This window comes from Parahoeflea alexandrii, from assembly GCF_027214025.1.
In the GTDB taxonomy this organism is placed as follows: Bacteria; Pseudomonadota; Alphaproteobacteria; order Rhizobiales; family Rhizobiaceae; genus Hoeflea; species Hoeflea alexandrii_A.
On the sequence record NZ_JAPWHB010000002.1, the window covers coordinates 384,198 to 398,672 of the forward strand.

Annotated in this window: 16 protein-coding genes; 7 read left to right on the forward strand and 9 right to left on the reverse strand. The window is 62.6% G+C overall.

The window, feature by feature from the left end:
• Positions 1-29: 29 nt before the first annotated feature.
• The 5 genes from O4H62_RS08015 (at position 30) to O4H62_RS08035 (ending at position 4,894) form a co-directional block, all read left to right on the forward strand.
• Positions 30-1,259 carry a multidrug effflux MFS transporter gene (locus tag O4H62_RS08015; protein ID WP_269386862.1) on the forward strand — a complete coding sequence of 410 codons (1,230 nt, stop codon included), beginning with the start codon at positions 30-32 and terminating at the stop codon, positions 1,257-1,259.
• 216 nt (positions 1,260-1,475) lie between these two features.
• Entirely contained in the window at positions 1,476-2,276 is an 801-nt protein-coding gene (locus O4H62_RS08020) for a transporter substrate-binding domain-containing protein (RefSeq protein ID WP_269386864.1), read from the forward strand.
• 104 nt (positions 2,277-2,380) lie between these two features.
• Positions 2,381-3,181 (forward strand): ABC transporter permease, encoded by an 801-nt coding sequence (locus O4H62_RS08025; protein ID WP_269386866.1) that lies wholly within the window; start codon positions 2,381-2,383, stop codon positions 3,179-3,181.
• The gene (locus tag O4H62_RS08030; RefSeq protein ID WP_269386868.1) at positions 3,178-4,008 is read left to right on the forward strand and encodes an ABC transporter permease; all 831 of its coding nucleotides are present in this window, start codon (positions 3,178-3,180) and stop codon (positions 4,006-4,008) included. The genes O4H62_RS08025 and O4H62_RS08030 overlap by 4 nt, the downstream gene beginning before the upstream one ends.
• Before the next feature lie 73 nt (positions 4,009-4,081).
• Positions 4,082-4,894: a methyltransferase domain-containing protein gene (locus tag O4H62_RS08035; RefSeq protein WP_269386870.1), complete on the forward strand. Its 813-nt coding sequence runs from the start codon at positions 4,082-4,084 to the stop codon at positions 4,892-4,894.
• Between the two features lie 104 nt (positions 4,895-4,998).
• On the opposite strand, the gene O4H62_RS08040 is transcribed toward O4H62_RS08035, so the two are convergent.
• The 4 genes from O4H62_RS08040 to O4H62_RS08055 all read right to left on the reverse strand — a co-directional run bounded on the left by O4H62_RS08040 (position 4,999) and on the right by O4H62_RS08055 (position 9,585).
• Positions 4,999-5,784, reverse strand: a complete 786-nt coding sequence (locus O4H62_RS08040; protein WP_269386872.1) for an anti-sigma factor family protein — start codon at positions 5,782-5,784, stop codon at positions 4,999-5,001.
• Positions 5,781-6,515, reverse strand: a complete 735-nt coding sequence (locus O4H62_RS08045; protein ID WP_269386874.1) for an RNA polymerase sigma factor — start codon at positions 6,513-6,515, stop codon at positions 5,781-5,783. Before O4H62_RS08045 ends, O4H62_RS08040 begins: the two co-directional genes overlap by 4 nt.
• Positions 6,481-6,825, reverse strand: a complete 345-nt coding sequence (locus tag O4H62_RS08050) for a COG4315 family predicted lipoprotein (protein ID WP_269386876.1) — start codon at positions 6,823-6,825, stop codon at positions 6,481-6,483. The genes O4H62_RS08045 and O4H62_RS08050 overlap by 35 nt, the downstream gene beginning before the upstream one ends.
• 294 nt (positions 6,826-7,119) lie before the next feature.
• Complete coding sequence (locus O4H62_RS08055; protein WP_269386878.1) at positions 7,120-9,585, reverse strand: penicillin acylase family protein; 2,466 nt, start codon at positions 9,583-9,585, stop codon at positions 7,120-7,122.
• 94 nt (positions 9,586-9,679) lie between these two features.
• On the opposite strand from O4H62_RS08055, the gene O4H62_RS08060 reads away from it, so the two are divergent.
• Entirely contained in the window at positions 9,680-10,549 is an 870-nt protein-coding gene (locus O4H62_RS08060; protein ID WP_269386879.1) for an NAD(P)-dependent oxidoreductase, read from the forward strand.
• On the forward strand, positions 10,549-11,247 hold the full coding sequence (locus tag O4H62_RS08065) for a DNA alkylation repair protein (protein ID WP_269386881.1): 699 nt from the start codon (positions 10,549-10,551) through the stop codon (positions 11,245-11,247). Before O4H62_RS08060 ends, O4H62_RS08065 begins: the two co-directional genes overlap by 1 nt.
• A gap of 11 nt (positions 11,248-11,258) precedes the next feature.
• Here the strand turns inward: O4H62_RS08065 and O4H62_RS08070 are convergent, their stop codons facing one another.
• The 5 genes from O4H62_RS08070 to O4H62_RS08090 all read right to left on the reverse strand — a co-directional run bounded on the left by O4H62_RS08070 (position 11,259) and on the right by O4H62_RS08090 (position 14,375).
• Positions 11,259-11,717 carry a DUF302 domain-containing protein gene (locus tag O4H62_RS08070; RefSeq protein WP_269386883.1) on the reverse strand — a complete coding sequence of 153 codons (459 nt, stop codon included), beginning with the start codon at positions 11,715-11,717 and terminating at the stop codon, positions 11,259-11,261.
• A 158-nt stretch (positions 11,718-11,875) separates the two neighbouring features.
• The gene (locus tag O4H62_RS08075; RefSeq protein WP_269386884.1) at positions 11,876-12,364 is read right to left on the reverse strand and encodes an Lrp/AsnC family transcriptional regulator; all 489 of its coding nucleotides are present in this window, start codon (positions 12,362-12,364) and stop codon (positions 11,876-11,878) included.
• Between the two features lie 105 nt (positions 12,365-12,469).
• A complete protein-coding gene (locus tag O4H62_RS08080; protein ID WP_269386886.1) occupies positions 12,470-13,132 on the reverse strand; it encodes a uracil-DNA glycosylase family protein in 663 nt (220 codons plus the stop codon).
• Positions 13,133-13,139: 7 nt separating this feature from the next.
• On the reverse strand, positions 13,140-13,751 hold the full coding sequence (locus O4H62_RS08085) for a glutathione S-transferase (protein ID WP_269386888.1): 612 nt from the start codon (positions 13,749-13,751) through the stop codon (positions 13,140-13,142).
• A gap of 27 nt (positions 13,752-13,778) precedes the next feature.
• Positions 13,779-14,375, reverse strand: coding sequence for a thermonuclease family protein (locus O4H62_RS08090; RefSeq protein WP_269386889.1), 597 nt, complete (start codon positions 14,373-14,375; stop codon positions 13,779-13,781).
• Positions 14,376-14,475: the final 100 nt, after the last annotated feature.

Genomic DNA, 14,475 nt, shown 5'->3' on the forward strand with positions numbered 1-14,475 from the left:
CGGCGCCGTGAGGATACAAAACACCAGCAATGACCAAAACAGTATTCCTCAATCGCAAGACACCGCCACACATTGCCACGCTTGTGGTGATCGCCGGGCTCAGCGCACTGAATATGAACCTTATTCTGCCTTCGCTGCCGGGTATCGCCACGTACTACAAGGCGGATTATGCCCTGGTTCAGCTGGCAGTGTCCGGCTACCTGGGCGTCACCGGCCTGCTGCAGCTGATCATCGGCCCGTTGTCGGACCGTTACGGGCGGCGTCCGGTGATGATCGCCAGCCTGATGATCTTCCTGATTGCCACTGCGCTGGCGCCTTTCGCGCCAACCATCGAGACATTCCTCGCAATCCGCATGCTGCAGGCCGGTGTTGTCTCCGGAATGGTGCTTTCGCGCGCCATCGTTCGCGATATCGTCGGCACCGATCAGGCCGCCTCGATGATCGGGTACGTCACCATGGGGATGACATTGGCGCCGATGATCGGTCCGGCTTTGGGCGGGATCCTGGAGGAACTGTTGGGCTGGCAATCGGTCTTCGCGCTTTTGTTCCTCTTTGGTGTCGTGACCTTCATTCTGCTGCTGGCCGACCTGGGGGAAACCAATCTCAACCGCTCTGCCAGCATGCTCAAGCAGTTCGGCGCCTATCCGGAACTTGCCCGCTCCCGCCGCTTCTGGGGCTATTCGCTGACAGCCACCTTTGCGTCGGGCGCGTTCTTCTCGTTTCTTGGCGGCGGTCCGTTTGTGGCAACCGCCATCCTCGGCTTGCCTCCATCGCGGCTTGGCCTCTATTTCGTGTTCATCGCGCTGGGATACATGACCGGGAATTTCCTCTCCGGCCGCTTCGCCAGCCAGATCGGCATCAACCGCATGATGGTCACGGGCTGCATCATTTCCACCCTCGGCATGAGCCTGTCGCTGATGCTGTTTCTCGCGGGACTGTGGCATCCGATGTCCTTCTTCGGACCGATGCTTTTTGTCGGCCTTGGCAACGGCATCACCCTGCCGAGCGCCAATGCCGGCATCGTCAGCGTTCGCCCGCATCTGGCGGGATCCGCCTCGGGCCTCGGCGGCGCCATGATGATTGGCGGCGGTGCGGCGCTGTCAGCTCTGGCCGGCGCTGTTCTCTCCACCGAAACTGGCCCCTATCCGCTGACCATCGTCATGCTGGTCTCTTGCATCCTAAGCGTGCTGGCCACGCTCTACGTGATCCGGGTCGAAAACAGCCTTTCCGGCGATGCAAGGATCGAACGGTCCTCCTGAGCCTCCCGGCGACTGCATGGCCCGCACAGCCAAACCGGCCATCGATTCATGGCCCCGCAAAAGCTTACCCGCATTGGCATTGGGTAAGCTCGCATTTCCTGTTGCAATCCCCGGCAAAACAGTGGGAATATTCCGCCCAGCGCGGTGAACATCACCTGCGATCAACGGAAAGCGGCGGTCCAACAAGCCGCTATCCAGCCAACAGAGAGGACACCTATGTCTATTTCCCGACGGATTGTTCTTGCAGCCTCGGCTGCAGCACTCGCTCTTTCGATGGGCGCAGCAGCCCAGGCGGCCAGCCATGGCGGCATGAAGAAGCTCATCATCGGCACCGAAGGCGCCTACCCCCCCTTCAACAATCTTGAATCCGACGGCAGCCTGGTCGGTTTCGACATCGACATCGCCAAGGCGCTTTGCGAGGAAATGAAGGTCGAATGCGAATTTGTCACCCAGGACTGGGACGGCATCATTCCCGCGCTTCTCGCCGGCAAGTTCGACGCCATCATCGCCTCCATGTCGATCACCGACGAGCGCCGGGAAAAGGTGGATTTCACTAACAAGTACTACAACACCGGTCCGGCCATTGCCGTGCCGAATGACAGCGCCATCACCGAAGCCACCGACGCCGGCCTCGCCGGCAAGGCGCTGGGTGCGCAGTCCTCGACCACCCACTCCAACTACGCGGAAGCCAAGTTTCCCTCTGCCGACCTGAAGCTTTACCCGACGCCTGACGAATACAAGCTCGACATTGCATCGGGACGCATTGACGCCGTCATCGACGACGTGATCGTGCTGTCGGACTGGCTCAAGTCAGACGATGGCAAGGCCTGCTGTAAGATGCTCTCCGCCCTGACCCCCGATCCGGTCATCAACGGCGAAGGCGCGGGCATTGCCATCCGCAAGGGCGAAACCGAACTGCGCGACATGTTCAACGCAGCCATCGCCGCAATCCGCGCCAACGGCACCTACAAGACCATCAACGACAAGTATTTCGACGTTGATGTCTATGGCGACTAAGTCGATCCTGCATCGGTCAAAGACCTAGAAAATGGCGGTGGACGCTCGATCGTCCGCCGCCACACTCCAAGACCGCCAGAAAGGCGGCAGGATCAGGGGATAGAATGGAACCGACAGCATCGCTGGGAGGGCAGCTATATCGGCTTGCGTCGCTGTTTGACCCGTTCTGTGGCCCGCTGGGCCTGCTCAACCTGCTGCCCGAAGGCTCGCTTCTCTCCTGCGGCGACACCGGCTGGGGCGACGAGGTGGCGCGGGGCTTCTTCGTCACCATCACTCTGGCCCTGTGCACGCTGCCGATCGGGCTGACCATCGGGCTGTTCCTTTCCCTGGCCAAGCAGACCGAAATCCGCACGCTCCGGGCTGCGGCCAATATCTACACCACGATCTTTCGCGGCCTGCCGGAACTGCTGACCATCTTCATGATCTATTTCGGCCTGCAGATCGCCGTGCGTGAGATGGCGCTGGCGCTGGGCTACGAGAGCGGCTTCGATGTCAATTCCTTCGTCGCCGGCACCATCGCGCTGTCGCTGGTGTTCTCGGCCTATGCCTCGGAAGTGCTCTCCTCCGCCTTCAAGGCCATTCCCAAGGGCCAGTACGAGGCGGGCTACGCGCTGGGCCTGCGCCCGGGCAAGACCATGCGGCTCATCATCCTGCCGCAGCTGGTCCGCATCGCCCTGCCGGGTTTGGGCAATCTCTGGATGATCCTGATCAAGGATACCGCGCTGATTTCGGTGATCGGGCTCGGCGACACGCTGCGCCAGACCGGCATTGCCGCCAAGGTCACCAAGGAAGCCTTCTTCTTCTACGGCATCGCCTGCCTGCTGTTCCTCACCCTGGCGATGGCCTCGTCCGTGGTGTTCTCGAAGATCGAAACCAGAGTGCAGCGTTCGGGAGTGAACCGATGAGCGTCGCCGACGAGCTGATCCCGCCGCAGCCCGCGCCTCCGGTCCAGGCCTTTCACTGGACCGGCTTGCGCATTCTCGGCGCCACGTTGCTTGGCCTGTGGATCGTCGCCGGCATTGCCCTGGTGCTCTGGCTGGTGGACGCCTGGGACATCGACAAGGTCACCACCTATGGCCCGAAATTCCTGTCGGGCCTGGCAACGACGCTGACCCTCGTCGGCATCTCCGTCACCCTGGGTGCTGTGCTGTCCGTTCCCATAGCGCTGGGGCGGATGTCATCCAACCGCGTCCTGTCCTGGATCGCCTACGGCTATGTCTACTTCTTCCGCGGCACGCCGCTGATCGCCCAGCTGTTCCTGATCTATTACGGCTTCGGCAGCTTCCGCACCGAACTCGAGGCCATCGGCCTCTGGGTGTTCTTCCGCGACGCCTGGAACTGCGCCCTGTTCGCCTTCACGCTCAACACCGCCGCCTATCAGGCCGAGATCCTGCGCGGCGCCATCGAGAGCGTCACCCGCGGCCAGCACGAGGGCGCCGCGGCGCTGGGCCTGACCCGGTTCCAGACCTTCCACCAGATCATCCTGCCCCAGGCGATGATCGTGGCGCTCAGACCCTATGGCAACGAGATCATCCTGATGATCAAGGGCTCGGCGATTGTCGCGATCGTCACCGTTTTCGACCTGATGGGCGAGACACGCCGGGCCTATTCGCGCACCTTCGATTTCCAGACCTATATCTGGGCGGCAGTGTTCTACCTGGTCATCGTCGAGGCGCTGCGCAATATCTGGGAAAAGCTCGAACAGCGGCTCACCCGCCACCTCAAGCGCTAGCCGCCTCATTCACCGCTTGCCGCGCCCGCGCCTTTGTATAAAAGGGGCGCGAAACCTCTATTGGAGCCAGACCATGGCAAAGACCGACGACGACGCTCTGGCGGAAGCCTACAACCGCGCGCTGGCGCTGGAAAAATCCGGCGATTTCGATCTCGCGGCGGTAGCCTATGCCGAAGTGCTGGCGCTCGATCCCGAAGACCACGGCGGCGCCGCAGTAAGGCTTGCCTCGATGAAACGCGGCGACGTACCGGTGCGCGCCTCGGAGGCCTATGTGACCACGCTGTTTGACCAGCACGCCGATGTCTTCGACAAGGTGCTGGTCGAGGATCTCGGCTACCATGTACCGCTGCTTCTCCGCCAGCGGCTGATCGAACTGGGGCTCACCAGCTTCGACCGGATGCTCGATCTCGGCTGCGGCACCGGCCTCACCGGCGGCGCGCTCGAGGACATGGTCGATGACGCCACCGGCCTCGACCTTGCCGAGAACATGGTCGAGATCGCCCATGAAAAGGGCCTCTACGACACGCTCTACGTGGCCGATGCCGTCGACTACCTAGAGGACAATGACGACGAGCCGTTTGATCTCATCGCCGCCACTGACGTGCTGCCCTATCTCGGCGCGCTCGAGCCGCTGTTTGCCGCGGCGGCGGCGAACGCCACGCCCGGCGCGCTGTTGTGCTTTTCAAGCGAGACCCTGCCCGAGGCCGATTTCGAAGGCCGTCCCTACACGGTCGGCCGCTTCCAGCGTTTTGCCCACACCGAGGCCTATGTGCGCGCAGCACTCGAGGCGGCAGGCTTCGAAACGCTTGAGGCCGGCGACATCGTCGTCCGCCACGAACAAGGCCTGCCCATTGCCGGGCATCTGTTCATCGCACGCAAGAGCTGAGCTTTTTCCAACCTGAACAAGACGATGTCGCAAACCGCCGCGGCGGCATCCGGGCCTTCATCACATAGCCGTGGGTGCGGTCGCCCGTTTCGCCGCAGCCGCGCTCAGATTTCACGGGCCGCCTGGACCGCGATGCCTGCCAGGTCGGGTTGACCGCCAGGGCCGACCACGACGTAAGCCGCCCCGTTGCTCTTCCAGGATACGAAATCGAACCCCTTGATCGTCTGCTGCTTGAGGGTGGGCGGCGATGCCGTGTCGCCGTTCGGGCTGCTTTGCAGGCACAGCGCGATGACGGTACCATCGGCCTGCCGGTACATCAGCTGCCCAACCGGCTTGCCATTGGCGACCAGCAGACGGCCACCCTCGAATGTCAGCCCGAAACCTGTCAGGTCCGGGATCGAGAACGCCACGCCGACGTTCGCCCCGAGCCATTTTTTCAGGTGATCGGATTCGTCCGCCCCGACCTCGACGAGGTGGCGCTGCTGACCCGCGTAGATCGCGTGATAATCGGCGATGTCATTGAGCCAGCCGGCCTGCGCCACCAGGGTGCCGGCAGGCGAAATCCGGTCCTTCAGCAAATAGCCACCCATTCCCCCGAACACGAACAGGGCGAGGCCGGCGGCGAGCGCCCCCCAGACCGGACGCGAAGCCGGGCGCGAGGGTGGGGATCCGACGGGCAATGCCTTGATCTTTTGCGCGAGCGCCAGCGGTACCGGGTCGCCCAGCTGCGCATCGAACTGATCCTGCGCCAACGCGTCGGCGGCAATCAGCGCGTCAAGTTCGGCCTGCAAAGCAGGGTCCGTTTCCAGCATGGCCTCGAGCGACCGGGCTTCCGCCGCGTCCAGCTCGCCGTCCAGATAGGCACTCAACTTGATGGAAATATCTGTCATGTCGTGATCCGCTCCCCCTGACCAAGGGTGGAAACCAGCAGTTTTCTTGCCCTGTGAATGCGGCTCATAACGGTTCCGACCGGAATATCCAGGAGCTCCGCGACTTCCAGATAGCTGTATCCCTCCGCGCAAACCAGCAGCAATGGGCGGGAAAGCTCCGCAGGCAGGGCGCTGACCTTGCCCTGCACCTGCCTTGCCGCAATGGCGTCATCGGCATCTGCGGTTTGCAGTTCCGTTGCATCTTCTGCGGCGACATGGCCCTGCCCTTGCCGGATCTGGCGCTTGCGGATCTCGCTGATCCAGAGGTTGCGGATGATCCGGAACATCCAGCGATCCAGCGGCTGCCCGGGATCGTAGTGATTCCACTTTTGCAGCGCCGCCGCGCAGGCATCCTGCACCAGGTCATCGGCGTCGGCAGCCGAGCGGGTCAGCGAAAGCGCAAACCGCCGGAGTCGAGGCAATAGTCCGATCATCTCGGTCTTGAACTGGTCTGGCGTAGTCACCTTTGCCTCATTCCCGTTGGCTGCGGCGTCGCCCCGGTTTGCGCGGGCAATCTGCCCCCGAGGGCCGGCTCGCGCCGACCGTTGACCATTAATGACCATTTTTCCGGCACCGTTGCAATCCGCCATTACCTTGCGGCCGAAACCCGAATCCAGGGGCCGCGCGCAACGGCTGGCGGCCCCTGGTCTCACTGCCTCAGTGTGCGACGTGCCAGACGCCGCCGACGCCATCGCCGTTGGTCTCACCCGGTTCGGTGTCACCCATCCAGAAATAGAGCGGCTTGCCGTCCTTTGCCCACTGCTTGGCGCCATCCTTGCGCTCAATGGTGGTCAGACCCGGCATCGCGGCGCCGTTGTCCGCGAGGTACGGAGGCCATTTAACGGCGCAGTCCCCATAGCAGGCCGATGTCCCGGCCGTGTCCTTGTCGAAGGTGTAGAGCGTCATGCCGTTGGTGTCAGTCAGGTTCGCATGCGCGGCGGCATAGGCTCCGGTTGATCCGGCGACAAGCACCGCCAGAGTGGCGAGGGTTGCAAGCTTCATGGGGAATACCTTTCGAAATCAGCAGAACGACCACAAGCGGCGCTCTTGACCCGGATTACGCATGGCCGCGCCAGATTATTCCCGGTCAAGGAAGAAAAACGGCATCCATCTGATTTAAAAGAATATTTTCCACCGCCCCGCCCCTGAGACCACCGCGGCATGAAATGCGTGATCACATGAAGCTGCTCGTCGCGCCCGTACGTATGCCTTATGCGAACCCAACCGTAAGCAACCCACCATGCGCCAGCTTATCCTCGCAGCCGCCTGATGTTTCCAACCGTGGCCCTCGCCGCCTCAGCCGCCCGGGCTGAGGCTCCAGACACCCTTCGGATCGGCCACATCCTTTGCCGGGATCTCGATCGAATTGACCTCGGCCCAGATCGGCGCGAAATCGCCGTAGTGACCTGAAAACACGTTGCCCGATTGTCCGGTCGTCTGGATGTAGGTGGCGCGGTCGAGATCGGCCATGTCGAAGATGCCGCGATAGCTTGCGGCATTGGTGTTGGCGTAGGGATCCTTGTCGTCCTGGACCTGGGTGCGTCCGCGATCGAGCGTGAAAGGTCCGCCGCCGCTTTCGACCTCGACATTGAAGAAGCGCCTGAGCAGGGCAACTTCGCCGAACGGGCGATGCACACCCTTGGCGTAGTGCGCCTGCCCCCAGCGCCACTTGTTCGCATCTTCGCCATAACGCCGCTTCAGATCGGCGACCGCCGCCTCGAAGGCATCCGCCACGATCTCGTTGCAACTTTCCGCTTCCGGAGTGGACTTGACGTCGCACCAGTCGCGCGCGGTCTCACCGTCGAGCAACCGTTCCATGACCTTGCCGCGCACCTTGAACCAGTCCTTGAACATGAAGCCGAGATCGTCCTCGAATGTCATGATCATGGTGTGGCGGACCCAGGCCATGAACAAAAGCGGTTCCATCTTTTCGCGCGTCATGGTCTCGTCCCAGGACGCAAGACGGGCGACCAGCGCCTGATTGTCCTGCGACAGCGCCTTGCCCTCCAGCGCTTTCAGCATGCGCGGTTTCAGGCTGGCAAAGGCCGGCGAGAAGACATCGGCCTGCACCTGCCGCGACATCGCCATCGTGTGCTTTTCGTTCGATTCGTTGATCAGCGTCTCGATCCGGTTCTGACGGAACGGCTCGTCCCAGTCGAATGTCAGGTGAAGCGGATAATCCGGCCCGACGATCTTGGTGTTGGCCGTGGCAATCAGTCCGCTTTCCGGATTGGTCTGCCGCGGCAGGTCCTTGTAGGGCGCATAGCCGCGCCAATCGTAGATCGCGTTCCAGCCCGGTGCCGGCGCGCGGCCGATCAGCCGGTTTGCCGGATCGCGTCGCGGCACCCTGCCCGCCGCCACGAACCCGATATTGCCCGAGCGATCGGCGACCACCATCGACTGCATCGGCGTCAGGAAGGCGTCGAACCCGTTCTGGAAGTCCTCGACCGTGCGCATGCCGTAGAGCCGCGGACCGACCAGCGCCGTGGTGTCGTCATGCGCCAGCGCCACCCATTGCAGCGCCGCCACTGTGTTCTGCGGCAACAGCCTGTCGAAATTCTTGTAGCTTGCGGGGAAGACCGGGCCATGGCGGGTCCAGCGCCGGGTGAAGCTCTGGTCATCTCCTCCCTTGACCTTGATCACCTCGTCCTTCTTGCCGAAAGGCGCCCACCCGGTCGGGGTCAGATACTCGTCCGGGTTTTCCGGATTGACCCGCTCGACAAACACGTCCTGCGCATCGGTCGCCGTGTTGGTGAACCCCCAGGCGATGTCATTGCCGCGTCCCAGCAGCACGAAGGGTGTGCCAGGCAGCGAAACTCCGATGAGATGCCGCGGTTCGTCGAACTCCCCGGTGACCTCCATATGAGCCAGATACCAGATCGAGGGCGCCATCAGACCCAGATGCGGATCATTGGCCACGACCGGCATCCCCGACTGGGTCCGCTCGCCCGAAATCACCCAGTTGTTGGAGGCTCCCGTGGCCAGCACGCCATCGATGTCTTCAAAGGCGCCCGATGCATCGGCGGTGGTCGTGGCCTCGCCGAGCGGCACAGGATCGAGGCCCAGCAACGCGGTCAGATCCGGCATCGCGGGAGGACTGTCGACATCGAGATAGGGAAGCAGATCGCGAATCTCGGTTTCGGAGAAGCCCAGCCGGTGAAAGCCGAGCCGCAGCGCCTCTTCGCCGAGGTTCTCTGCAAGCGATACAGACATCATCTTGATCGCGGTCAGCGTATCGACCGGCCGCCAAGGTTCCGGCTTGTAGCCGAGGATCAGGTATTCCGGCGGCAGGCGCGAGGAAAACACCTGCGGTGTGCGCTCCATCCAGGCGTTGACGCCGCGCGCATAGCCCTCGAGCATCGCCATCGTGTCGGCATCCATGACGGCGAGCGATGCCTCGGCCGCCTCGTCAATGGCCATGGTCCTGAGCCAGATATCGGTGCTGACGGTGGCGCTGCCGAACATCTCGGACAACCGTCCCTGCCCGGCCATGCGGCTGACCTCCATCTGCCACAGCCGGTCCTGCGCATGGGCAAACCCGAGGCCTGCCGCCGCATCCGCGCGGGTGCTGGCCTTGACATGCGGCACCCCATTGTGGTCGCGCGTGATCGTCACCTCGCCGCCGAGCCCGGCAATCTGCATGGCCCCGTCGGACGGCGCTTGCGACCTGGAAGCCCACAGCACTCCCGCGCCCAGAACCATCACTGCGAGGGGAACAAGAAGAAGAATGAGCTTGATAAGCCCTTTGACGATGCGCATCATTGGTCTATGTCCCTCCCAGGAGCCGGCGGCCTGCTTTACGTAACTTGCAATCAGGTCAGCCGTAAAGCGTATTTGTGACAAAAGGATAGGCGAAATGGCAACAGTTTCCTTCATCGGACTTGGCGTTATGGGCTACCCCATGGCGGGGCATCTCAAGACCAAGGGCGGTCACGAGCTGCGGGTTTACAACCGCACGGCGGAGAAGGCGAAGAAATGGGCCGCGGAGTTCGGCGGCACCGCCTGCGCCACGCCGGCAGAGGCTGCAACAGGCGCCGATTTCGTCTTCACCTGCGTCGGCAACGACGATGATCTCAGGGCCGTGACGCTCGGCCCGGACGGTGTTCTTGGCGGAATCAAGACTGGCGCCATCCTGATCGACAACACCACCGCTTCCGCCGAAGTGGCGCGCGAACTGGCCGAGGCCTGCGCGGCGAAAGGCTGCGGCTTTCTCGACGCACCGGTGTCCGGCGGCCAGGCGGGCGCAGAAAACGGCGTGCTGACAGTCATGGTCGGCGGCGATCAGGCAACCTTCGACAAGGCCAGCCCGGTGATTGACGCCTATGCCCGCATGGTCGGCCTGATGGGCCCGACAGGCAGCGGCCAGCTCACCAAGATGATCAACCAGATCTGCATCGCCGGCCTCGTCCAGGGCCTCGCCGAAGGCATCCATTTCGGCAAGAAGGCCGGCCTCGACATCGAGAAGGTGGTCGACGTCATTTCCAAGGGGGCCGCCGGCTCCTGGCAGATGGAAAACCGCCACAAGACCATGAATGCCGGCAAGTACGACTACGGCTTCGCCGTCGATTGGATGCGCAAGGACCTCGACATCGTGCTCACCGAGGCCAGGCGCAACGGCGCAACGCTGCCGGTCACCGCGCTCGTCGACCAGTTCTACGCCGACGTGCAGGCCATGGGCGGCAAACGCTGGGACACCTCCTCGCTGCTGGCGCGCCTGGAAAAATAATGCTGGACCCGGCGTCGGACACCGAAGCCATCGTCGCGCACCTGAAATCGCTGCGCTCGGAGGCCAATATTGCCGGCATGGGGCGATACGGCATCGTCACCGACCAGGCGCTGGGGATCTCCAACCCGGACATGCAGGCGATCGCACGGACGGTGAAAAAAAACCATGCCCGCGCCTTCGAACTCTGGGACACCGGAATTCGCGAGGCCCGCATGCTGGCGATCTACACCCTGGATCCCAGGCTGCTGACACAGGCGGAAGCCTGGCGTCTGGCCACGGATTTCAAGTCATGGGAAATCGTCGACGCCGCCGCCGATCTGTTCGTCAAGGCGCGGCTCGAAGACCGGTTAGTACCGGAATTTGCCGCTGACGGGCGGGAATTCGTCCGCCGCACGGCCTTCGCCATGATCGCCGGCGCCGCCGTGCATTTGAAAAAAGAGCCGGACGCCACCCTGATCGGCTACTTGCCGCTTATCCAGGCGCACGCCACCGATCCGCGCAATTTCGTCCGCAAGGCGGTCAATTGGGCGCTGCGCAACATCGGCAAGCGCAGCATGGTCTGCCATGCGCCGGCCCTGGCGCTGGCCGAAATACTCGCGGCCTCTGACGACAAGACCGCGCGCTGGATCGGCAAGGATGCCGTCCGGGAACTGACGGACGAAAAGGTCCGCCAGCGCCTGGCATCAAAACAGAGATAGGCCCCCGGGGGTCACATCCCGTCTGCGGCATCCTTGATGATGTCGGACAGAAGCGTGTTGACCGCATCACGCTCGCCGCCCGCGGGCAGCATCCGGAACCCGACGGTCACCTTGCCCGGCGTCTCGGCGGGTTCATAGGCGAACACCACGTAGGGGCAATAGGCGATGTCGCCGATCTCGCCTTCCATTACCTTGCGCGACACCACGGCCGAGCAGAAGGTGAAGAACTCGGCGTCCTTGTAGAGCGCCTTGCCGGCGTCGACATCGGTGGCGGTGCGCTTGAGCATGTCGCCGATGAGCCCGTGGTAATCCACCTTGAAACCGCGGTTGACGATGGCGTTCTCGATGCCCGAGGCGACATCGGCAAAGGCCGCATCGCTTTCCACCGTCTTGACGTCATCGCCGGCGGCATGGGCGGCGTTTGCCAGCAGGAAGGCGGCCATGGTTGTTGCAGCAAGAAGCGTTTTCATCTCAATCCTCCAGTTAGGGATCATCCCCTCAACACATCGGATTTTTACTATACACCAGAAATCGCAGGGCGCGTGAGCGATTTAGTCGCAGCGTATCGCCTCTGCGGTCGCAACCATGCTTCAGCCTGCCGTGCATGACACTTCCTGGCGGACGAGGGTCAGCCGGCTTCAGGCTTTTCCTTGGCCAGCTGGATGTAATCGAGCGGCAGCTGGGTTGTGTACTTGATCTGCTCCATGGCAAACGACGAAGACACGTCCCGGATTTCGATCTTGGCGATCAGCCGCTTGTAAAACGCATCGTAGGCGGCAATATCGGGCACCACCACGCGCAAAAGGTAATCGACGTCACCGCTCATCCGGTAGAATTCCACCACCTCCGGAAACTCGGTAATCACCTCGGAAAACCGCTTGAGCCACTCATTCGAGTGGGAGTTGGTGCGGATCGACACGAACACCGTCACCTTGGCGTTGATCGCCGCTGGATCGAGCAGCGCCACGCGGCGCTTGATGACACCGTCTTCCTCCAGCTTCTGGATCCGCCGCCAGCACGGCGTTGTCGAAAGACCGACCTTCTTGGCGATTTCGGCCACCGCCAGGGTGGCGTCTTCCTGCAGCAGGCGTAGTATCTTGCGATCAAGGCGATCCATGGAAATCTCCGGAAACTGGATTGATCTCCCTGATATCGCGTCGCCAGCGCCTTCACAAAGAAAATTTTACCCCGAAAAGACAAATCGATGGTTTGTCATTTCTCTTTAGGGGGAGATTTCCCGTTTCACGATCCGTTTGAGTTCCGGCAGCAGCTCCGCCTCGAACCATGGGTTCTTGCGGATCCAGCCGCTGTTGCGCCAGGACGGGTGCGGCAACGGCATCACCGGACAGGATGTCTCGCTGCTCGCGAGGATGGATTTCCAGTTGCGCACGGTGTCGGTCAGCGACTTCTGCCTGAGTTTGCCCAGGTGCCAGGCATGCGCATATTGCCCGATCACCAGCACCAGCTTCAGCTGCGGCATGTGTTCCATCACCCGGGCCCGCCAGGCGGGCGCGCATTCACGCCGCGGCGGCAGGTCGCCGCCCTTTGCATCCAGGCCCGGGAAACAGAACCCCATCGGCACAATTGCGAACTTGGCCGGATCGTAGAACTGCGCTTCGTCCACCCCGAGCCAGTCCCGCAGCCGGTCGCCGGACGGATCGGTGAACGGCCTGCCGCTCTGGTGCACCCGCGTCCCCGGCGCCTGGCCTGCGATCAGGATCGAGGCACTGGACGAGGCAACACAGACCGGACGCGGCTCGTGCGGCAGCGCATTGGCCGGGCCACCGAGCGGTGCATCCCGGCAGATCCGGCAGGCCGCGATATCGGCCAGCAGCGCCGAAAGCGTTTGATCCGGATCACGGGCATCACCGGTGGCCACGCTCATCTGCCTGTCACACCTTCGCGCTCGGCCGCGACGAGACTGCCTGATACCAGCGCATCACGTTCGTCAGGTGCTCGGGACGCTCGATCCGCGCCGGCTTCATGAAGTCGATCCCGATCATGCCGGTGATATCGGCAATCGTGTAGCGGTCGCCCGCGATGAACTCGCGATCCGCCAGCTCCTTGTCCAGCATTTCCAGGAATTTCAACGCCTTGGGCCGGTTGATCTCACCCCATTCGGGAAGTTGCGGCACTTCCCATTCCTTCATCGCCGGATGGGTGTGGCGGAAAGCATTGGCAACAGCACTGAGAAAGATCAACTCCACCCGGCGGTTCCACATCTCCACAATGGCCTTGTCCTTGGCATCCGTGCCCATCAGCGGCGGTTCGGGATGAAGTTCCTCGAAGTAACGGCAGATCGCCACCGTTTCCGAGATCGCCGTGCCGTCATCGAGCACCAGCACCGGCAGCCGCTGCAGCGGGTTGAGCCGGGTGATTTCCTCCGACTTGTGGCCCAGCTGCCCCATGTCCACCGGCACCTTGTCCACCTCAATGCCCTTCTCGGCCAGGAACACGGTCACCCGGCGTGGATTGGGCGCGCGTCCGCCATCATAGAGTTTCATGCGATTTCCTCTCCCAAATAAATCCGATCAGACACCAAACAGCCGCCGCAGGAAAGCCGTCAGCCCCGACAAACCGGCATGCAGATCCTCGTCGAGCCCGCCGTGAACGGCGCGCCATTGCTTTGGCGCTTCGAAATCGCCGGCCCACAGCCCTGCCCGGTCCGATCTCGCCTCGGCTTCAGCAAGGGTGTAGTCGCCAAAGGCAATGGCATGACCCGATCGCACCATCGCCGCGTTGAGATCGACATTGCCCGCCCGGCAGCGCACCAGGTCCCGGCCATAGCGGTCAATACCCTCGCCCTTGCAGACAACCTCGGCGCCACCGATCAGACCTCTGAGATAGGAGGCGGATTCGGTTCCGCAACCATAGTCAAAGCCGTCCTTGCGGCAGCGTTGCGCGAGTTCCGGGGCATCGATCCCCTTGAGCCGCAGCCGCCGCTTGCCGAGCGCCAGGCTGTCGCCATCGACAACGCGCACCCGGCCGGAGATGTCCGTTGCCGTAAAATGGTCCATGCGCGCGGCAACCAGCGCGGCGCCGGCAACGAGCGTCACAGCGACGCAGATATCGACTATTTTGCGCCAGCGCGGGCGCCTTGATCTTGCTCGCCGTTTCGGGAATCTCATCGCCGCAGATGATCCTATTCATCCATTGGATTCAAGACGATTGATCCGGTTAGAGGTGAAAATGCAAACAGCTTCTTAAACTTTGGCGACTAGATTTTCA